The 19768-nt window shown below is 69.2% G+C and carries 19 protein-coding genes and 1 pseudogene; 8 read left to right on the forward strand and 12 right to left on the reverse strand.

Going from position 1 to position 19768, the window contains the following annotated elements; genetic code table 11:
- Positions 1 to 12: 12 nt before the first annotated feature.
- Positions 13 to 465, reverse strand: a complete 453-nt coding sequence (locus tag ACZ6CL_RS38965; RefSeq protein ID WP_468945329.1) for a tetratricopeptide repeat protein — start codon at positions 463 to 465, stop codon at positions 13 to 15.
- A 612-nt stretch (positions 466 to 1077) separates the two neighbouring features.
- Positions 1078 to 1713 carry an RraA family protein gene (locus tag ACZ6CL_RS38970; protein ID WP_468945332.1) on the reverse strand — a complete coding sequence of 212 codons (636 nt, stop codon included), beginning with the start codon at positions 1711 to 1713 and terminating at the stop codon, positions 1078 to 1080.
- A gap of 601 nt (positions 1714 to 2314) precedes the next feature.
- Between ACZ6CL_RS38970 and ACZ6CL_RS38975 the strand changes: the two genes are divergently transcribed.
- The 7 genes from ACZ6CL_RS38975 to ACZ6CL_RS39005 are packed head-to-tail and all read left to right on the forward strand — an operon-like array spanning position 2315 to position 8941.
- On the forward strand, positions 2315 to 3691 hold the full coding sequence (locus ACZ6CL_RS38975) for an MFS transporter (RefSeq protein WP_468945334.1): 1377 nt from the start codon (positions 2315 to 2317) through the stop codon (positions 3689 to 3691).
- Between the two features lie 19 nt (positions 3692 to 3710).
- On the forward strand, positions 3711 to 4517 hold the full coding sequence (locus ACZ6CL_RS38980) for a 5-oxoprolinase subunit PxpA (protein WP_468945337.1): 807 nt from the start codon (positions 3711 to 3713) through the stop codon (positions 4515 to 4517).
- Positions 4518 to 4536: 19 nt separating this feature from the next.
- Positions 4537 to 5274 (forward strand): 5-oxoprolinase subunit B family protein, encoded by a 738-nt coding sequence (locus ACZ6CL_RS38985; protein WP_468945340.1) that lies wholly within the window; start codon positions 4537 to 4539, stop codon positions 5272 to 5274.
- Entirely contained in the window at positions 5271 to 6275 is a 1005-nt protein-coding gene (locus ACZ6CL_RS38990; protein ID WP_468945342.1) for a 5-oxoprolinase subunit C family protein, read from the forward strand. Before ACZ6CL_RS38985 ends, ACZ6CL_RS38990 begins: the two co-directional genes overlap by 4 nt.
- A gap of 53 nt (positions 6276 to 6328) precedes the next feature.
- Positions 6329 to 7126 (forward strand): SDR family oxidoreductase, encoded by a 798-nt coding sequence (locus ACZ6CL_RS38995; protein ID WP_468945345.1) that lies wholly within the window; start codon positions 6329 to 6331, stop codon positions 7124 to 7126.
- 25 nt (positions 7127 to 7151) lie between these two features.
- Positions 7152 to 8321: a pyridoxal phosphate-dependent aminotransferase gene (locus tag ACZ6CL_RS39000; protein ID WP_468945346.1), complete on the forward strand. Its 1170-nt coding sequence runs from the start codon at positions 7152 to 7154 to the stop codon at positions 8319 to 8321.
- Positions 8322 to 8353: 32 nt separating this feature from the next.
- Positions 8354 to 8941: a TetR/AcrR family transcriptional regulator gene (locus tag ACZ6CL_RS39005; RefSeq protein ID WP_468945349.1), complete on the forward strand. Its 588-nt coding sequence runs from the start codon at positions 8354 to 8356 to the stop codon at positions 8939 to 8941.
- 210 nt (positions 8942 to 9151) lie between these two features.
- On the opposite strand, the gene ACZ6CL_RS39010 is transcribed toward ACZ6CL_RS39005, so the two are convergent.
- The 7 genes and pseudogenes from ACZ6CL_RS39010 to ACZ6CL_RS39040 all read right to left on the reverse strand — a co-directional run.
- Positions 9152 to 9565, reverse strand: coding sequence for a hypothetical protein (locus ACZ6CL_RS39010; protein WP_468945351.1), 414 nt, complete (start codon positions 9563 to 9565; stop codon positions 9152 to 9154).
- Positions 9562 to 10326: a hypothetical protein gene (locus tag ACZ6CL_RS39015; protein ID WP_468945353.1), complete on the reverse strand. Its 765-nt coding sequence runs from the start codon at positions 10324 to 10326 to the stop codon at positions 9562 to 9564. Before ACZ6CL_RS39015 ends, ACZ6CL_RS39010 begins: the two co-directional genes overlap by 4 nt.
- On the reverse strand, positions 10323 to 12350 hold the full coding sequence (locus tag ACZ6CL_RS39020; protein ID WP_468945355.1) for a hypothetical protein: 2028 nt from the start codon (positions 12348 to 12350) through the stop codon (positions 10323 to 10325). Before ACZ6CL_RS39020 ends, ACZ6CL_RS39015 begins: the two co-directional genes overlap by 4 nt.
- Positions 12347 to 13165, reverse strand: coding sequence for a hypothetical protein (locus ACZ6CL_RS39025; protein ID WP_468945357.1), 819 nt, complete (start codon positions 13163 to 13165; stop codon positions 12347 to 12349). Before ACZ6CL_RS39025 ends, ACZ6CL_RS39020 begins: the two co-directional genes overlap by 4 nt.
- A 113-nt stretch (positions 13166 to 13278) precedes the next feature.
- Complete coding sequence (locus ACZ6CL_RS39030) at positions 13279 to 13938, reverse strand: Crp/Fnr family transcriptional regulator (protein ID WP_468945359.1); 660 nt, start codon at positions 13936 to 13938, stop codon at positions 13279 to 13281.
- Positions 13939 to 13977: 39 nt separating this feature from the next.
- The gene (locus ACZ6CL_RS39035; RefSeq protein WP_468945361.1) at positions 13978 to 14496 is read right to left on the reverse strand and encodes a Pycsar system effector family protein; all 519 of its coding nucleotides are present in this window, start codon (positions 14494 to 14496) and stop codon (positions 13978 to 13980) included.
- Positions 14497 to 15213: 717 nt separating this feature from the next.
- Positions 15214 to 15362 (reverse strand): annotated as a pseudogene (locus tag ACZ6CL_RS39040) (NF041680 family putative transposase); the annotation flags it as partial.
- 495 nt (positions 15363 to 15857) lie between these two features.
- Between ACZ6CL_RS39040 and ACZ6CL_RS39045 the strand changes: the two are divergent.
- Positions 15858 to 16910: a fatty acid desaturase family protein gene (locus ACZ6CL_RS39045; protein WP_468945362.1), complete on the forward strand. Its 1053-nt coding sequence runs from the start codon at positions 15858 to 15860 to the stop codon at positions 16908 to 16910.
- Positions 16911 to 17158: 248 nt separating this feature from the next.
- Here the strand turns inward: ACZ6CL_RS39045 and ACZ6CL_RS39050 are convergent, their stop codons facing one another.
- From ACZ6CL_RS39050 to ACZ6CL_RS39060, 3 genes are all read right to left on the reverse strand, one after another.
- Positions 17159 to 17359 carry a hypothetical protein gene (locus ACZ6CL_RS39050; protein WP_468945365.1) on the reverse strand — a complete coding sequence of 67 codons (201 nt, stop codon included), beginning with the start codon at positions 17357 to 17359 and terminating at the stop codon, positions 17159 to 17161.
- Between the two features lie 352 nt (positions 17360 to 17711).
- Positions 17712 to 18545, reverse strand: a complete 834-nt coding sequence (locus ACZ6CL_RS39055; RefSeq protein ID WP_468945367.1) for a hypothetical protein — start codon at positions 18543 to 18545, stop codon at positions 17712 to 17714.
- A 624-nt stretch (positions 18546 to 19169) separates the two neighbouring features.
- Entirely contained in the window at positions 19170 to 19388 is a 219-nt protein-coding gene (locus ACZ6CL_RS39060) for an EF-hand domain-containing protein (protein WP_468945369.1), read from the reverse strand.
- Between the last annotated feature and the right edge of the window lie 380 nt (positions 19389 to 19768).

Below are 19768 nucleotides of genomic sequence, written 5' to 3' on the forward strand. Positions count from 1 at the left end.
GGTGGCACCTGCTCAGTTCGATGTCGGTGTGCGGCTTACGGCATCCTGGAACGATTCCGGTACCTCGGAATGGAGCGCTGGGTCGGCCGCGACGGCACGCCGGAACTCGTCCTTGGCATCCGAATCGCGATCCCGCTCGGCAAAAATCTGGCCGAGTTGCAGATGGGCCGTCGCGGCCTGAGGAGTCGCGGCGATAGCCCGCTTCAGAAGTTCGATGGCCCGGTCGGAATCACGCGACTTCCACAGGAGAGCCTCGTTGAAGAGCGCGGACGCGTACTTCGGATCGATGTCCAGCGCCTTGTCATAGGCTTCACGGGCGTCGGCTGCCTTGCCCTGCTGCTGCGCGAGGACGCCAAGGTTGTACCAGGCGATTTTGTTGCGCGGATCCAGTGTCAGGACGCGCCGGTAGGTACGGGCCGCCCCAACGGAATCATGCTGTTGCTCCTGCATAAGGGCGGTCTGCATGAGTACGTGCGCCTTTTGGGACTTCGGGATAGCCGATGCCGACGCCGACGCTGACGCCGGCGCTGACGCGCCCCCGGATTTCTGCGGCGCGGCCGAATGGGACTGAATCACCCATACAGCCACCGCAGCGGCAACCGTCGCCGTCACGGCGAGCTTTACCCACAATGTCCTACGTTTCACTTTGTCACATCTCGTGGAATGATGAGGGACGGTGGACGTGCCAGATCTCAGGTGATCGAAACCGAAAGCCGTCGTGAAAGCAGCGGTAATCGGAGTGCGAATCGCCCTACTGCCCGCCGAGATTACAAGGCTGCCCTGATGATGCCGACCATTCGGCAGTCAATCCAGGATGCAGACCACCCGAATGTACGCAAAGATGTGCGGTTGGCCCGCAGCCTGGTGTGGGGCGGGTCTGGCCACGGCTGGTGTGTTTTTCCACCGCCAGCCACGAGTGGATGTCGAGAGGGCGGCCACCCGCAGGCATCAGCGGGGCCGCACCACGGCGGAGGGGCCCGCGCCTGCCCGGACGGGCGGGGTCAGGGCTCCCGCTCCGCTCGGACCGGGGCGCGGTGACCGCCATCCGGAGCGTCCGTCATCTGATCCTGGCGGGCGTCAGGCGACGCTGCTCCGCAGGGCTTCGACCTCGGCGTCCAGAGCCGCTTCGCGGGCGACGATCTCGCTGACCGACGTGAGCGCTTCGTCGGCACGGCGCGGCGGAATGACGATGACGCCGTCCCCGTCGGCGGCGATGATGTCGCCGGGGTTCACCACCACGCCGCCGATGGCGACCGGTTCGCCGATCATGCCCGGTCCGTTCTTGAAGGGGCCGGCGGGAGTGAGTCCGCGGGCGAAGACCGGGATGCCGAGTTCTTCGATGATCGCCGCGTCGCGGACGTACCCGTCGATGATCGCGCCCGAGGCACCGTAGGCGGCGAACCGCTGGGCGAGGTTGTCGCCGATGATGGCGCGGCCGTTGTAGCCGAAGGCGTTGATGACGAGGATGTCGCCGGGGCGGATGTGCTCGAGTGCCGCGATCACGGCCTTGTTGTCGCCCGCGACGGTGAGGACCGGGAGCGCTGTGCCAACTGCCTTGGCCCCGTTCCAGATGGGGGCGATGCCCCCGTCGACGATGTTCAGCCGGTCGAGGGCGTCGCCGAGGTTGGCCACGGAGTGCGTCCGGAACTGATCGAGCACATGCCCGTCGACGCGTTCCCACGCCGTGTTCACGCGCACGTTGTCCTGAGTCATCGCGGGCTCCTCCTGGTGGTGGGGTGTGGGTGGGAAGGCGGAGTGGATGGGGGCGGTCGACGACGCGCGTGCCGTGCGAAGCCCCGGGGTGCGATGCCGGGATCCTCATCCCGCCCATCTAAAAAATGCGAAAGATTTCGCGTTTCGCGGGAGTCAGTGTGCATCCATCCGGGTCGCGAGACAAGGGCTGGCGTGCGAGGCGGGGCGTCGCCCGCGTGTCGCGGCGACGGTGAGGCGTGATCCGAGACCGGCCAGGTGGCGGCGGGGGAACCCTGGCGATCCAGGATGGAAGCGCGATCGAAGCGCGAGGTTGACGCCGGGCGGCGCACACCCTTGACCGCTCCGAGAATGCGAATCTATTCTCATTCGCGATTCAAGTCGCACCTTTGATGTCGGCGCTGCTCTGCGGCCCCGCACCGTGACGTCCCCTCCCGTCCTCATCCCGGCCCCCCCACCCCGAGACGCCCGTCGCCACGTTCCCCGCACAGACCGGAACGGGGCAGCGCACCTCGGCGCAGGAGCGACTGCCGGCAGTCACCACGCTCAGCGCATGATTCTCAGGACGCCGTTCCGGAGTCCGCGACACCGAAAGTGAACGCGCATGACAACGTCAGATCGGCTTGACAGAACATCGGACCGTCGCGCGGTGGCGCCGGAGCCGTCCGGCGCTACCGCGGCCGCCGTCGCCTCAGAAGGCGGCAAGGTCGTCCGCAAGGCCACCGTTGCCGGCGCGATCGGCTCCTTCGTCGAGTGGTACGACTACGGCATCTACGGCCTGCTCGTCACCTATCTCGCGATCAACATCATGGGGGAGGCCGAAGCCGGAAACCTCTTCCTCACCAACATCGGGTTCCTGGTCAGCTTCGTCGCCCGCCCCTTCGGCAGCGTCATCTGCGGATACCTCGGGGACAAGATCGGGCGGAAGAGCCTCCTGGCCACCCTCCTGGTGCTGATCTCCGCCGCGACCGCGGCCATCGGTCTCATCCCGTCCTCCACCGTCATCGGTGTCGCCGCACCTGCCCTTCTGGTCCTCCTCCGGGTACTCCAGGGCTTCTCGGCGGGCGGGGAGGTGGCCGGCGCCATGTCCTTCGTCGGCGAGTACGCCCCGGACGCACGCCGCAACTACATGATGAGCTTCATCGCCGTGGGCTCGTTCATCGCCCTGATGTTCGGCAGCGCCTTCTCCGCCATCCTCATTACGACGCTCGGCGAGGACACCATGACCTCCTGGGCCTGGCGGGTTCCGTTCCTCCTCGCCGTCCCGCTCGGCTACGTCGGTTTCTACATCCGCAGCCGGCTGGAGGAGACCCCGCACTTCAAAGTGCTGCGTGAGCAGAACACCGTCGCGCGCAACCCGCTGAGGGCGGCTCTGACGTCCCCGCGCCATCTGAAGGCGATCGCGCTCACGATCTTCCTCCCGGCGCTCAACGGCCCCGGCTACTACCTGCTGTTCGTCTATATGCCTACCTACTTGAAGACCTCGCTCGGCGAGCACAGCTTCTCGATGCTGCGGGCACTCACCGTCACGGCGTTCAGCCTGGTCGCCATCGCGATCTGTATCCCGCTCATGGCACGCCTGTCGGACAGGATCGGCCGTAAACCCGTCCTCACCCTCTCCGCCGTCGCGATGGCCGTCGTCTCGTACCCGATGTTCCGGCTCATCACCACGGGGGAGTTCGGGCTGGCCTGCGTCGGCACCGTCGTTCTCGCGGTCGCCTTCTCGGGCCACGCCGCCGTCGTCCACACCGTCCTCGCCGAGATGTTCCCGACCACCGTGCGCTACTCCGCCTACAGCATCGGATTCAGCATCTCCACGATCATCTTCGGGGGCAGTGCCCCGCTCCTGATGACCGAGCTGATCGAGTCGACCGGCTCCAACCTGATCCCGGCCTTCGCCTCCATCATCACCGCCCTGATCACCCTGGTGACCCTCGCCTTCGTGCGAGAGACCAAGGGCCAGCCCCTCGCGTCCAGCTGAAACACCCCCGGGAGACACCATGGGAATCAACTCCGTAGCCGTCGTCGCCGACCTCGGTGAGAGTTTCGGCAACTACACGATCGGCGACGACAGCGCTCTGCTCGGCCTCGTCACCTCCTCGAACATCGCCTGCGGCTTCCACGCCGGCGACCCGCGCATCATGGACCGGACGGTCGCCGACTGCGTCGAGCGCGGCATCGAACTCGGCGCCCACCCCGGATACCCCGACCTCGTCGGCTTCGGCCGCCGGCTCATCGAGGCGACCGAGGACGAGATCCGCACCGACGTCCTCTACCAGCTCGGCGCACTCGACGCCTTCGCGGGGGTGCACGGCGGCACGATCAGCCATGTGGCTCCGCACGGCCGGATGGGGTCGATCGCGCAGACCGACGCCAAGCACGCCCGGGCCATCACGGACGCGATCGCCGCGTACAACACCGACTACGTCGTCATCTGTCAGCGCGGTCTGCTCGCCGAGGAATCGCGCAAGCGCGGCCTGGAGGTCGGCTACGTGTTCCTGGCCGACCGGGGATACGGCGACGACGGCATGCCCGTCTCCCGCTCCCACGAGGGCGGCCTGATTTACGACCCCGAGCTGATCGGCGAGCGCTCGGTCCAGGTCGTGCGGGAGGGCACCGTACGCTCGGTCAACGGCAACGTGGTCCCGCTCGGACACGACGCCGACGTCCTGCTCCTGCACGGTGACCACCCCTCCGTGCTCGAGAACGGCACCGCGCTGCGGGCCGCGCTCGGCGCGGCGGATGTCCGGGTCGCCGGTCTGCGGGAGGTTCTGGCGGAGAAGGCGGAGGTCGCGCTCGCCCGATGAGGGCCGGGCCCACGAGGCGATGACCACAGCACAGTACGGTGCCATCACCGTCGAGCCCTTCGGCGACTCGGCGGTGATGGTGACCATCCCCCATGCCGACCAGGCCATCCGCAAGTCCGGGATCGCCGCCTTCCGCGACCGGTTCCTGGCCCACCGCCCCCATGGCGTGCTGGACGTCGTCTCCGGTCTGGAGTCCCTGCTCATCGAGTTCGACCCGCTGCGGACCGCGCTCCAGCACGTGGAGTACGCGGCCCGGCTGGTGGCGGGATGGGCCCCGGCGCCGTCGGACGGGCCGGGCCACCTGCGTGCGGTCCGGAAGTTCGCCATTCCCGTCGTCTTCGATGAGGAAACCGGCCCCGATCTGGCGTCTGTCGCCGACGACATGGGCCTGGCTCCGGGTGAGGTCGTCGAGGCGATCGCGGAGTCCAGCTTCACGATCGCCCTCCTGGGCGCGGCGATGGCCCCGATGATGGACGGGCTCAAGGTGCCCAGGCCGGTGCGCCGGCTGGCCGAGCCCCGGACCGATGTCGCTCCCGGAGCGGTCATGATCGCTGGTACTCACGCGATCATCCAGCCGTTTCCCGGCCCGACCGGCTGGCGTGTGGTGGGGCGTACCCCGCGCACCATCGTCGATATCTCCCGGCCGGACCCCGTCTCGTTCGGCACCGGCGACCTCGTGCGCTTCGTCCCCGTCACACGGGACGAGGCCGCGGTCCTGGGGGCCGGGTTTCTGCTGCCGGTGGGGGAGTGCCGATGAAGACCGTGGCGCTTGAGATCACCAGCACAGGATGGATCACGACGTTCCAGGACCTCGGCCGTCGCGACACGGAACGGCGCGGTGTCCCCACCGGCGGCGCGGCCGACCAGCACTCGGCGGCCGTCGCGAACCTCCTGGTGGGCAATCCCCGCGGCGCGACCCTGATCGAGAATCTCGGCGGCGAGCTGGCGCTCGTGCCCGACACGGACGTCCTGCTCGCCGTGACCGGCGCTCCCGCCCGGGTCACCGTGGGCGGCGGGCCCGTCGAGAGCTGGTCTCCGCTGGTGGTACCGGCGGGCCACGAGGTACGAGTACACGGGGACATGAGCCGGGGGACCCGTACCTATCTGGCCGTGAACGGGGTGCTGAACGCGCAGACCCTGCTGGGCAGCGCCGCCCCGGACGCCCGGATGGGGTTCGGGCAGGTTGTCGCCCTGGGCTCGCGTGTCCTCCTGGACACGGAATTCCGCGGGTTCAGCCGTCGGCTGTTCGCAGCGCCGTTGTTCCGGCTTCCCGTTCCGGTCCCGCACTTCGACGCCGGGCCCTGGGCCATCGATGTCGTCCCCAGCCATGGAATCCACACGATCGCCGGTATCCGTGAGGTGATCGAGGAGGCGGCCTACGTCGTCACCAACCGCTCCAACCACGTCGGGCTGCGGCTCGACGGGCCGGTGCTCCACCCCGAGACCGACACCGAGATCGTGTCGCACGGGGTGCCCGTCGGAGCACTGCAGATCCCGCACGCGGACGAGCTGATCGTGCTCGGCCGCTACCGGAGCCTGACCGCGGGCTATCCGGTCGTCGGCGTCGCCTCGCGGGCGTCCCTGTCCTTGCTCGGGCAGGCCGGTCCGGGGCGGGAGCTGCGGTTCCGCTGGACCGACCGCGAGAGTTCGCTGCGCCGGTTCGCGCGGCGCGAGGCGGAGGTGCGCGCACTCGGACACGCGGTCACGGAGGCGTTCGGTGCTCTTGGCTTCACGGCACCCTTGTCTCAGTCTAGATGAGAACGTATTCTCATTTGAAAGGTCCATCTCATATCAGTCATGGAGGAGGAACGATGGCGACGTCGGCCAGCAGGACCGCGCTCATCACCGGAGCCGGCAGTGGGATGGGCCTTGAGACAGCGCGGCTGCTCGCCCGGGACGGCATGACGGTCGTGCTGGTCGGCCGCAGGCAGGAGGTGCTCGACGATGCGGCGGCCATGATCCGCGCTGAGGGCCGCGCCGCCCTGGCTATCGCCGCGGACGTCACGCGCGCGGACGACGTCACACGAGTCCTCGACCGTGTCCACTCCGACCTCGGACCGGTCGACGTCCTGGTCAACAACGCGGGCAGTGCCTCGTCGGTCCTCAACCCGCAATGGCTACCGCACGATGAGTGGCGCCAGGTCCTGGACGTGAACCTCACCGCGGTCTTCCAGATCACCCAGGCCGTGCTCCCCGACATGCTCGGCCGCGGCACCGGGACCATCGTCACCGTCTCCTCGCTCGCCGCCGTAAACCCCAACCTGCTCGGCGGCGCAGCCTACGGCGCGGCCAAAGCCGGGGTCCGCAACTTCATGACGTTCCTGCACAACACCTTCCGCAACCAGGGGCTGCGGGCGATCACCGTGCTGCCGGGTGAAGCGGACACCCCCATCCTCGACAACCGCGCCCGGCCCCCAGCGCCCGAGGAGCGCGCCAACATGGTGCGGCCCGAGGACGTGGCCGAGGCCATCCGCCTCGCTGTCACCCTTCCCCAGCGCGTCGTCCTCCAGGAGATCGTCGTCGCCCCTACTCGCCAGCGCGACACCTCCGCCGACCTCGAGATCAGCCGCTGGGCGGGCGCCCCCGCCGACGCCGCACCGCAGGCCTGACCACCCCGCCACCAGGAGGAGCGCAATGCCGCCCACCATCACCACGCAGCCGCCCCTGTACGACACCGCCGACGCCGTCGCCCGCATCGCGGCCGCCTCCCGCCGGACGCAGCAACCGCAGTCGAAGGGCGACCTCGTCTCCCTCGCCATGGGCGAACCCGACTTCGACACACCCGCGGTGGTGACCGAGGCGGCCCACGCCTCGCTGCGCGCCGGACGCACCCACTACTCCCCGCTGCTCGGCGAACCGGCCCTGCGCGAGGCGCTCGCCGAAAAGCTCACCGGCATCGCCGGGGCCCCGGCCGCCGCCTCCGACATCCTGATCACCCAGGGCGGAACCGCCGGGCTCGCCGCGTCGATCCTCGGCACCGTCAACCCTGGTGACAGGGTGGTCATCCCCGACCCCACCTACTCCCTCTACGCGGATCTGGTCAGCATGGCCGGGGGTACGGTCGCGCCCGTCCCCCTCGCGCCGGACCTGCACTGGGACCTCGACCGACTCGCCGACGCCCTCACCGGCGCCAAGCTCTTCGTCTTCTGCAATCCCGGCAACCCGACCGGAATCGTGCACAGCCGCGACGAACTCGACGCGCTCGCCGAGTTGCTCGACGGCACCTCCACGATCGTCATCTCCGACGAGGCGTACTCCGACCTCGACTACACCGGCCGGCCTTTCACCTCGACGATCTCGATCGACGGCCTGCGCGACCGTACCGTCTACTGCCAGACCTTCTCCAAGAGCTACGCGATGACCGGTTGGCGCGTCGGCTACCTGTGGGGGCCGTCGCCGCTCATTCAGGCGTCCGCCCGCATCCACAACACGTTCAACGGCTCGGTGAACACCGTCGTCCAGGATGCCGCGCTCGCCGCGGTACAGAGCTGCGACGAGGACATCGCCCGCATGCGCGCCGCGTACGAGCGGCGCGGCGAGATCATGCGCACGGAACTGGCCGCCGTCCCCGGCCTCACCCTCAGCGCTCCGGAAGGAGCCTTCTACCAATTCCCCCGCTACGACCTCGACATGCCCTCGGTGGAGGTCGTAGCGGCGCTGCGCACGCACGGTGTCGCCCTCCGGCCCGGAAGCGAGTTCGGGGCCCGGGGTGAGGGGCACCTGCGGCTGTCGTACGCGGCCGGCCCGGAAGCCATCACCGAGGGCGTCCGGCGGCTGGCCCGTGGCCTCTCGGCTCTTCGATGAGCGCCGTCCCGCACGCGACGGGGGGCCGGCCGATGCGCAGTGACACCGAACGCAACCGCAGGTACCTCATCAAGGCTGCCGCGCGGCTGTTCGAGAACTCGCCGACACCGGTCAGCCTGGCCGAGATCGCCAAGCACGCCGAGGTGTCCACCGCGACGGCCTACCGCCACTTTTCCTCCGTCGAGGAGATCCTGCACGCCTTCCGCGCCGAAGTGGGCTGCGAACTGCGTGACTTCAGCGCACGGCAGACCACGCGGGGCATGGTGAAACTCGAGGCGGTATCGCGCTGCTGGGTTTCCCTCGTACTCGAACACGGCGGAGCGATGGCGCAGATGCGTTCGCACCGTGGCTACCTGGAGCGGCTGCGCGAAAACACCGGCTACCTCGCCCCACAGGCCGAGGCGCTCGCCGGACCCCTGCGGCAGACCACCGAGGAACTCGGCCTGGGAGACCTCGGGGATGAGGCCCTGTACCTGTGGAACGCGTTGTTCGATCCACGCGACATCCTCGACCTCATCAAGAGCGGACGGACCGAGGAGGAGGCGGCCACCCGCCTGGTGGCCGCCCTGCGCGGAGCCCTGACCGGCTGGTCCGCGACAAAGCCGTCATGGGGTGAGTGACAGACGCCCGCGTCGGCGCACACGCCCTGCCACGCGCTGGGCGGGTAACCCTGTCCCCGATCCTCCCTCGCTTCCCAGGCATGGGTGCACTACCCCCATGCTGCGTGGAGGGGCCGTCGAGCTGCGCCAGGCTCTGCTCGACGGCCGTCGTTTCGAAGGGGACCCTGTCGTCTGCCGTGCTGGTCGGCGCGACGCATGTGCAGAGGATTGCTAGGGCTGTTCGCGGGTTTGTGACCAGGGGGGTGGTGGCGTCGCATGGTGCTGGTCGGCAGGGATCGGAGGGCTGCCCCAGTCCAGGACGTGGAGGCCTGTGCTGTGGATGAGGCCGGCGTCGAGTTGGAGGAGCTGGATGGGGGAGTGCCCGTGTCTGCGCAGCCACCTGAGGCGGCGTTGCTGTTCGGCTTGGCTCAGTGTGTGCCAGTGGTCGTAGTGGACGCCAGGGGCAGCGCCGGGGTTCTCGCGGGCCCAGGCGCGCACGAGGGTGGTTTCGTCTGGTGCGCCGTGCAGGGTGATCAGGGCCCAGGCGGTGTTGTACGTCAGCGTCGGCCCGTGTCGGGCCATGAGGCGGCGGGCGCGCAGCTGACGCACCGGGGCCAGGAGCCAGCGGGCGGTGCGGAAATTCATGCCGGTGTGCTCCCGGGATCGTGAGGGCGGTGCCGGAGGGCGGCGTCGGTGGTCAGGTGGTGATGGCCGAGGACCGTGAGAGTCTGGACGAGGGCCTGGACGAAGACCTCGCGCTGCTGCGGGGTGTGCAGGGTGGTGACGAGGTCGTCGGTGAAACGCCGGATGTCACCGCGCAGATCGTCGTCCTGCGCCGCCTGCGGCGCGGGCAGCCCGTTCAGCGCCTGGGCAAGGCCATCGAGGTCGTTGAAGCGGTCGGGGAACTGGGCCATCCACCACACACGGCGTAGGTCCGGGTCGGCGAGCACCCGCTGCAGCTGGGCCAGGCGGTGCAGCACCTCGCCGTGTTCGAGGTCTGCTGCCTGCTGCCGGCGGTCATGTTCCTCGGCCAGGGCGCGGTCCGCTGCCGCGACGCTCAGCTCGGCCATGCCGCTGACCTCCAGCCCGGGCATGGGGCAACCGCGTTGTGTCAGGGATGAGTTGATGGCGTCGTGGGCTGCCGCGAGATCCAGAACGGAGTGCCGGCACAGGATCCCTGCGGCCTGCCGGCGCAGGTGCTCACGCGCCGGCAGCGCCAGGTCGCCCTGGCCCGTGTCACCGGGATGCGTCCACTGCCAGCTCCCAGTGACGCGGACGGTGAAGCGCACGCTGCTGATGCGACTGGCCATCCGCTCGTCGCTCAGCACGAGCGGATGAGCCGTGCCCGCGCCTGCCGCATCTGCTGCGAGCTGGGCCGGTCTGCTGCGCCGGCGCAGCAGACTCACGCCGTCACGGCGGCGCCGTCACCGCCGGACCGCGCCATGGCGCTGGGGCTGGCAGGGGAGGCCACCTCGGAGATCAGCTGGGCGAACAGCTGTGCGCGCCGGGCTCGTCCCAGGTCGGAGCTGTCGGGCGAGCCCACCAGCAGGCCGGAGGGGCCTTCCTGGCCCAGACAGCCGCGCAGCACCTGCGCCGCCAGGGGCAGGACCTGGTCGTCCTGGAGCTTGGGCGAGTCTAGCCAGGCCGCCAGATGCTGGTACGCCGCCTGCGCTGCCGTGGGCTCGCGCAGGGCCGCGCGCCAGCCGCGGACGAACAGCTGACCGGCCAGCACATCGGGAGCGTCGACGGCCTCGCTGGTGCTCTCCTGGTTCGCGGGCAGCGGCAGGAGGATGTCGCTGGTGATGTCGGTCAGGGCCAGGAACGTGCCCGCTCCGGCCTTTCGAATGGTGCTGTCGCTGGATTCGGCCCATTCCACGATCTCCGACAGCACCAGGACGCGTTGCTCGGGAGTGCTCACCAGGGTGCGCACCGCGTCGGCGACGGCGTCCCGGGCTCGGTCGTCATCGCGTGAGGCCAGCAGCCGCAGCCGGGTCAGGGAGACCCGGGGATACCGCTGGCCCAGCTCGCCCGCGCAGACCGCGGCGACCGCGGTGATCAGCTGTTCGCTGGTTGTCTTCTGCTGGGCCCAGTCGTACAGCTGCTTACGTACGGCGATGCCGGCGACCGGATGGAGCGCCATGTTCTCCAAGATGTGGATGGCAAGCTGACGGTGCGCCACACGGTCGGTTTCGATCCACCGTCTGGCCACGGACAGCACGGTCGAGCCGCCGGGCAGCAACGACAGCGGCACCAGACAGTCGGCGATGCGCTGCAGATGACGAACGGCGATCTTGTTGGGTGCGCTGATCTGGGAGGCCCACTCCAGCAGCACGGGCCGCAGCTGAGGCCGCTGCCGCCACACATACTTCAGCGCGGCCCCGGACAGCCCACGTTGCTTCTCCTCCAGGGAGATGCCCTCGTCATCCGTGTACGAGGCGTCGATGGCCTTCAGCCGCTTGTCCAGGTCACGGCCGGACAGCGCACCGCCACGCGGCAGCTCACCACCGACCTGCGTGAACAGCTGGTCCGCGGCCCCCAGTACGACGGCGGCGGGAGCTCCATCCAGCAGGGCGGCCGCGATCAGCAGCGCGCGCTCCTGCAGGTCTCCCGGCGCGGAGTGCCGCTCGAACCAAGTTTCCAGATGCTTCTGCCAGTCGGTGAACTGCTTGCCGACTGCAGACTGGTCGTCCTCCTTGGCCTCGGCGATGAGCCGGGCCAGCCGGGCGCCGTCCGATGCCGGCGCCTCGGGGGCGAGCAGCTCGTTGAGCGAATCGTGCGTCAGCCAGTCCATCCGGCCGACAGCGAGGTGGCGCAGATGGGCCTCGGCGACCTTTGCGGCCGAGGGGCGCGTGAGGTGCACGGTCGGCACGGTAGCGAGGGCCTTGGGGTTCCAGCCGTTCGGATCGGTCAGGATGACCAGAACGGCGTCGGCGGCCTGTGCCTGCTTCTGGTAGTCGGCAAGTCCGGTGTAGAAGTCCTCCGACAGATCGCGGTAGTCCGTCATGTCCAGGATGCAGGCGCGCCCCTCGGCATGGGGGATCTGCTCGGTGCGCGGCTGGTCCCAGTCCAGGACCAGCCAGCTGATCTGCTTCCTGGGCACCCCCGCCTTGCGCAGCGCATGCAGTGCGGCGGTGCGCCGTCCCGTGCCGGCCTCCCCGCACAGCACCAGGACGTGACTGCCGTAGGGGCGGCTGAGCATACCGACGGCCTGCGCCACCTGGCCGGATCCCTGCGGCCCGGGGGGGTCGACGAACGCGTGTTCCGCGAGGTCCAGTTCGCCGTCGTCGACACTGGCGCTGCGCAGGTACTGCCAGCCCCGGACGTACTGGTGGTGGTGCTCTTCGTAGTCGCCGGCGACCTGCGTCACCTGGGCCTGTCCGGACGCTTCGATCTGCTGCTGCACCGCAGCGGTGCCCTCGGCGTCGGTCATGACTGCTCCTGGCTGGGGATGTAGTCGCGTCCGACCTGGATCAGCCGGGCCTTGCCGCTGGCCTTGCCCTTCTGGCGTACGGCGCCGCTGCTCTCGTTCGCGGTGGTGCCCTTTGTGCTGCGCTCAGCGGCCTGGCTGGGGCGGCCGTCGGGTACGGCGCCGCTGTCCTGCGTGAGGTAGGGGGCGAGTACCGAGGGGGCCAGCCCGGGGACGAAGAGCCAGCAGGTCTGCTCAAAGCCCGGCTTGCCCTCGACGCGGGCGGTGGCCCGGTAGAAATGTTGCTCCTTGAGAGCCGGCGTGCGGCCCGCGGCGACCGTGCGGCCGAAGACAGTGTCCGACACCACGGCAGCCAGCAGCACTCCGTGATCCACCGCGGCGGTCATGGCCCGGCGGGCCGCGTCGCTGTCGACCAGCCGGCAGGCGTCGTTGGCCGCGTCCCCCCGGTGCTCCGGCGGCGCCAGGGGACCGACGTGCACGCTGGCCCGCAGCCGGATCGTCGGTGCGCTGGCCAGCCGGGTCTGCTCGCGCCGCTCGAGTGCCTGACCGAGGTGGACGAGGAGAGGGTCGATCAGCCGTGCCACGTGCCGGGCCGGCAGCACGAAGATGGCACCGTCCCCACGGTCCTTGACGGCGCCCAGCAGCGTCGCGTCGCCGATCCCGCACTGAGCGAACACCGTCGTCAGCATGCTGTCCAGATCGGCCCGCGCGGGCGCCATCTTCGCCTCGGGAAGCTTGCTGTACTCCTTCATGTCGACGGTCAACAGAGCATGCTCAGGCGGCACATCGGTGACGTCGGACGGGACGAGAGAGGGCATGGGCAGCAGCCTTTCCATCGTGTGGGGGAAATCGGAGTGGGTGTGCTGCCTCATGCTGGACGCGCCCGGGCGACGGCGGTGCCCAGCGCTGGGCACCGCGCCGGTGCGGTCGGTCACGTCTGCGCGTGAGCGTGTGACTGGATCGATGTGATGTCGCGGATGATGAGTCCGCCGGCGGCCTCCGTGGCGAGCCATCCCTGCTCGCGCCACGGTTTCAAGGCCGTTCCCACGGCGTTGCGGGACGCGCCGATCAGCTGTGACAGCTCCAGCTGCGTCAGCCGCACGAGGCATTCGGCGCCGCCCGCCGAAGCGGCCTGGAGCAGCCTTCCGAGCGCCGAGGCCAGGCGCACGGCCACGGGCGAAGTGGCCATCTCGAGACGTACGGTCTCCGCTTCGCGTACCCGCGCGATGGCGTGACGCAGCAGCGCGGCCTGCAGATCGTGGCGGTCCATGAAGGCCAGGAAGTCAGGGGCAGGGATGATGTGCACCCGGCAGTCCTCCGCGGCGATGACCGACGCGGTGCGTGGCTGGTTGTCCAACACCGCTAGTTCGCCCAGCAGTTCACCTGCGCCGCGTACCGCCAGTAGCGTCCGTTCGCCATGCGATCCGGTGAGCGTGATCAAGGTTGATCCGGAGACCAGCAGGATGACGTGGGTGCCCGGATCCCCCTGCCGTAACAGCACGCTCCTGGCCGGGCGCACACGGACCGGAGCCAGCTGACACAACTGCGACCAAAGATCATCACCGATGACCGAGACATGCGGCTGATACATACACCCCCCGAATGTGGTACCCGTCACGCCACGATGTTCTCAAGCAGTGATGTATACGCTCAATAAGCCAATTCCGGCCATGCCTAAGGCAGTTGCCGTGAGGTCGACCGCCCACTTCACTGCACGGAACTTCCGCTGCGCCAGGCCGGAGTACAACGCCAGCCGCTCCGCCTCTGCCCACGCGCGCTCACCGGGGTTCATCACTGCGAACGCTGCCAAGGCATTCCCAGGCCCATCCTCTTCTCGAACAGCACCTGCGAAAATCCGGAGCTCACCGCCGCGTGGTACGACTGGGCGGATCGCAGACAAGGCCGTGAGGAGCGCCGCTCCCAGGAGGACCGCGGCACCCGCCAGAACAGTCACCGCCAGCCAACCAGACCTCGACACACTCGACAGCGCAGCGGCATCCACCGCCAGCAGGCCGCCGGCCACGCCACACAACGTCGTTGCCTTCGTATCTGCCCGCTGCACTTCCACGAACATCCCCGCCGCTGCATCCCCGAGCTGCCCACAACCCGGGCAGTCGGCCGGAGTGAAGTCCTCACCGGTATCAGGCACGTCGTCCTCCTACGGGTCCTCGGTTCTGCGCCGCCGTATTCGTGTTCCTCACCGTGCAGGAACCACATCAACTACAGGACCCATCACAGGGCATCACCCATGCCGAACCCGTCACAGCCCGAAGTACCTTGTGCAGACCACCTACTCCAGGCACTTGGCTGGACCCCGGTGACGTGTGTGGGCCCGGTTCAAGGACGCCGTGCCAGCTCCCATGGCACTCGAGAGATGCCGCACGCCTGGGAGCCGACGTCGGCCCCCGCTACTCGTCGAGCGTCGGCAGATCGACGACCAGCACGGAACCCACATCGAGAGCACCGAGACGAGTTACGTCGGCAGCGAGTACGTCTTCGACGTCCACTCGCGAGCCCCCAGTAAGGCAGGTCACGCGCCACCGAGAGGCTGCCGAGCGACGGACTGCCGGCAGGGCCGTGGGTTCGGCGTTCGACCGGAAGGACCATTCGGTGGGGAAACCGGCCCTTCGGGCTGCTGAGGCCGCATGTTCAGGTGGCGCGTATCGCGCTGTCGACTGCCTGTCTGCGTGACGCGCAGCAGAACGCCCCGTCACGGAGCTCCCCGTGGCGGGGCGTGTTCGGTGTCCTGACTGGCCGAGTCGGTCGAGCAGCGTCGACGCAGCTCAGGACATGTCGCACCAGACGGGTTCACCGTTGGTGCGGGTGATGTGCGCGTTGTACACCCAGTTCAACGGTGTCGTATATCGGCCCCATGGCGACGTCGGTGCTCAGCCATCAGCGTCGGGTCTACCGGCGAGGTCACCGGTCCGTCCGCGGGCACAGCGACGCGTCGGTGAGCTCGGACAGTTCGTCACCCCGGGCGGTCAGGCAGGAGTCCTGCAAGTGTGACGCCACGACGAACGGCTGGCTTGTGGCTGGGCTGCCTGGCCCAGCGGGCGTATCCGGCACTGCGGTGAGCAGTACAAGGCCGTCGACCTCCGGTCGACACCAGCCACCCACCGAGCCCGTCGCTCCGGGCACTCGGCCTCGCCCTGGCCGTTCTGTACGGCCGTCAGCCGCTCGCGCGACCGGCGTTCCGTACGCCGCTGCCTGGCACGACACGCCGACGTGCAGAACACGGCATCAGGTTGGGCCTCCGGCCTCAGCCGCTCGCCGCAAGCCCGACATCTCCTCTCCCCAGCTCGCCGGGCGCCCTCGGACACCCCGCCAGCGTTGCTCCGGTGCGGTGGTCGTCTGGAGGCGGGGGCGGAGGTGTCGCTGACCCCCTTCGGGGTCCTGGGGCTGGCCCCCGTGCGGCCGGGGTGTTGACGCCATGGCGCCGCATGGCCCCCGGTCCGTACGTTTAAGCCGGTCAGAGCGTTGCTCGCCGATTCAGGACCGGAGTCATCCATGTCTCAGACCGCCGCGCCGTCTGTGTCCACCACACCCGTCGGCGTCACCGCGCAGCAGGGAAGTGAGTTCACTCCGCTGCTGCGGAGGGTCAGGGGGCAGGGGCTGCTGGAACGTCGCAAGGGCTGGTACGCGCGGATGATCACCGTGAACCTCCTCGCCCTCGCCACCGTGGTGACAGGGTTTGTCCTTGCCGGGGACACCTGGTGGACGCTGCTGCTCGCCGCGCCGCTCGCCATCCTGTCCGCCCGCACTGCGTACGTCGGCCATGACGCCGGCCACGCCCAGATCGCCCTCGGCCGCCGGGCGAACCGTGTCATCGGACTCCTCCACGGCAATCTGCTCCTGGGCATGAGCCACGCGTGGTGGAACGACAAGCACAACCGGCACCACGCCAACCCCAACCACATCGAGAAGGACCCGGACGTCGGCGCCGGCGCACTCGTGTGGACCGCGGGGCAGGCCGCTGTGCGCCGGGGGTTCGCCCGCTGGGTCACCCGCCACCAGGCTTGGCTGTTCTTCCCGATGCTGCTGCTCGAAGGCATCGCCCTGAAGGTGAGCAGTGTCCGGGACCTGCGGCGGCAGCCGGTGCGCGAGCGGGCTGTCGAGGGCGCGCTGCTGGCGCTGCACGCGGCCGGTTACGGTGCCCTGCTGTTCACCTGCCTGCCGTTGGGTAAGGCTGTCGCGTTCGCGCTGCTCCATCAGGCGCTCTTCGGGCTCAATTTGGGAATGGCCTTCGCACCCAACCACAAGGGCATGGACATGCCCGATCCGGCGGGCGAGCGCTGGGGCCATCTGCGCCGCCAGGTCCTGACCTCGCGGAACGTCCGGGGCGGGCCGGTCACGGACTGGCTCCTCGGCGGGCTGAACTACCAGATCGAGCACCACCTCTTCCCGAACATGCCCAGGCCCCACCTCAGGTTCGCACAGCCTCTGGTCCGGGAACACTGCCGCAACCTCGGGCTCTCTTACACTGAGACCGGGCTGCTCGACTCCTACCGGCAAGGGCTGCGGCACATGCACACGGTCGGTGGTGCGGCCCGGTCCGAATGAGAGGGCCGTCGGCTGCGGGGCGACAGGGCGGTCCGGGCTAACGTCCGTCAGTCTCGTCGCGTCACGGTCAGCGTGGGGTGAACGGGGCGACCACCACGGTGCTGTCCTCGTTCACCTCGATGCGGTCGGTGAGTTGAGCGAGGACTTGCTCGGGTGGGTCGGTGCGCGCTGGTTGACCGTGGAGTCGTTTGCGGTGCTATTCCGGGGCTGGTGGGACGGGAACGTGGTGCAGCATTCGCACGCCGCCGTCACTCGACGCCGTAGCGGTCCTTGAGCACCTCCTTGAACCGCTCGAACCGGATCACCTCACAACTGGCGCAGCGGTACGGCTTGATCCACGCACGGGCCGGGTAGGCCAGCTGAGCGGAGGGTCGGGTGCGGCCGTACTCCAGCCGGAGCGGGGTGCGGCACAGCGGACAGGGATCTCCGTAGCGAGGCTCGTTGGTCATGGGCGGGAGGGTGCACACGGCGACGGCTTACCGTCCCGGGCTGCCGGCACGCCCCGCATGGCGGGCGCCACGGTAAAGATCTGGTGATGGCCTCCCGCCCGGCGGGAAGCACCCCCCTGATCGGGCTTTTCCGCAGGTCACAGCCGGGGTTCCCTGGCCGAATGCTGAGCGAAAAGAAGATCGGCCCGGGTGGGTGGCCCTACTACTTCCGCGGCACTGCGCGGCGCCCTGGCCGGCCGGTCCGCGACAAAGCCGTCATGGGGTGAGTGACAGACGCCCGCGTCGGCGCAGATATGCCGGGCACGGCTTTTCCGCAGTATCGCAGGGTGCACGCAGCGTCGGGCGGGTTCATTTAGAGGGCGGTGTGGCGGTACTGAAGGGCCGCCGCTTTCAGCAGACCCACCGTGGCGGCGGCGTTCCGGCCGATCTCCAAGTTGATCCGCTGCAGTTCCCGCTTCTCCGGGGGCTCGTTGGAGGGCCGGCCCTCCGCCAGGATGGCGACACGCGACAGTCCGGCGGCGGCGAATCCGCACACCCCCGCCTCCCCGGCCACGGTGGCGGAGTCGCTGCGGGGCAGTGTGACCCGCTTGACGTCCGCCTCGGCGATCAGCATGAAGCCGTCGAGGGAGAAACCCGTCAGCTCGCCGAGCGACCACTCCTCGATCCGGCCCGCCACGGTGTCCTTCACACCGCGGCCGGTCTGCGCGTCGGCATCGGCGGCGCTGGGCGGCGCCACGATGGCGGGGTCCAGGGGGAGGCCACCGAAGGTGACATGGGTGAGGATCTGCCGGGCCTGGACCGGGTTGGTGCCCCGGGTGATCACGATCGTGCCCTGTGTCCTGAGGCCCTGGAGGGTCGTGGCCTGGCGCTGCCTCATGGCCTCCAGTTCCACAGCGGTGCCCTGGTCCATGTGCTGCTGGCACCACGCCCGGGCCGTCGCGGCCGTCGCCGCGAGTTGCGCCGCCTGCCCGACGAAGCCGCCGTACACCTGCCGGACGTCCTCCAGCTCGAACGCCGCGGCATCGTTGGCCGCGACGAAGGCGAGCGAACCCAACACCGCGCGCTGGGGTGTGCCCTCCTTCGGCACCCTTTCGCCGAACGCCTGAAAAACCGCCGCCTTGGCCCCGGCGGCCGACCGCTTGTCGTAGGTGATGTCGTCGATCTTGAGCACAGCGCCCCCTTTCATCCGGCGGGCTCCGTAGCCCCGCATGGGCCGCCCCGTCTCTGCGGCGCGGGGCCGGCGCCACGGTCACGATTCCAAAGGCGCGGTGGCGATGCGAGCACCCCACGCAATCACGACCATTCCGCCCAATTAGCAAAGACCTTCGAGCGAGCGGAGTCCTCCTCCACGGCCTCATGGCGCCCCGCCCATACAAGCCGGTGCGAGGCGGCGACGAACGCGAATCCGGTGGCCGTGTCCTCAGAACCCGTTGTGGCTCGGAGGGAGCCGCGCATTCGCGGCGTTGCCTGGCGCGGGGCGAGGACGGAGGTCATCCGGAATCGTCCGGGCGGCCTCGGTACGACGAGCAGTGTTCCGGCGGCCGGTGACGGTGGAGAATCGCCGTGAGCGGGACCGCGTCACTCCGAGCGGGCCCTGCGGGTGGTGATCAACTCGGTGATCTTCCGCTCAGATGCGCGCAACGCGCCGCGGTCTCCTTCGGCCAGGCCCCCACCGCCACCGGCATTTACCCGAGATGCTGACCACCGCCCACACGCCGGAGAATGACCGCGACGCCACGGCCACCAGGCGGTCCACGCGATGACGAGGGGGCGCGCCTGTGCCGTGCTGACGTGCTGGACCCTGGCGGAGTCAGCCCTTCATGGCTGCCCAGAATTCTTCGAAGGACATCTGGCGGTCGCCGTTGGTGTCGAGCGAGTCGATCAGTTCCTGGGCCTGTGACTCGGTGATCTCCGAGCCTTCCAGTTCCGCCACGACCTTGCGGTACTCGTCTGCGGTGACCAGGCCGTCGCCGTCGACGTCGTAGCGCTCGAAGACCTTCCGCGCTGCCGTTTCCATGATGTCTGCCATGTGGTCCGCCTTTCTGTGATCTTCGCTGACGGGCCCAGGCTATCCGTCCGCCCGGAGCAGCGCGGGCGGGGCTACCCCACCTCGCTGTTGCCGCGTTCCAGGGCCCACGATGACCGCATGACATGGCTCCGGCCAGGCCCGTGTACAGGGGCCAGGCCTTCATGGCTTGCGGACGTGCTGAATTGGCCCGGAGGGAATGGCGTGCGTTGGGACCACCTCAGACCTCTTGTCACTTTGGCGGTCAGCGAAATCGCTCGGCGTCTGTGCGCCGGGCCCCGCTGCGTTGCCCTAGCAAGAGATGCGCGGCGCGCATATAGTGCGCGTGGCGTATCCAGTTCCTGAGGGTGGCCGACGGGAGAGCGGGTGCTCGTCGTGGCGGA

It is taken from the genome of Streptomyces sp. NPDC041200 (genome assembly GCF_055591805.1).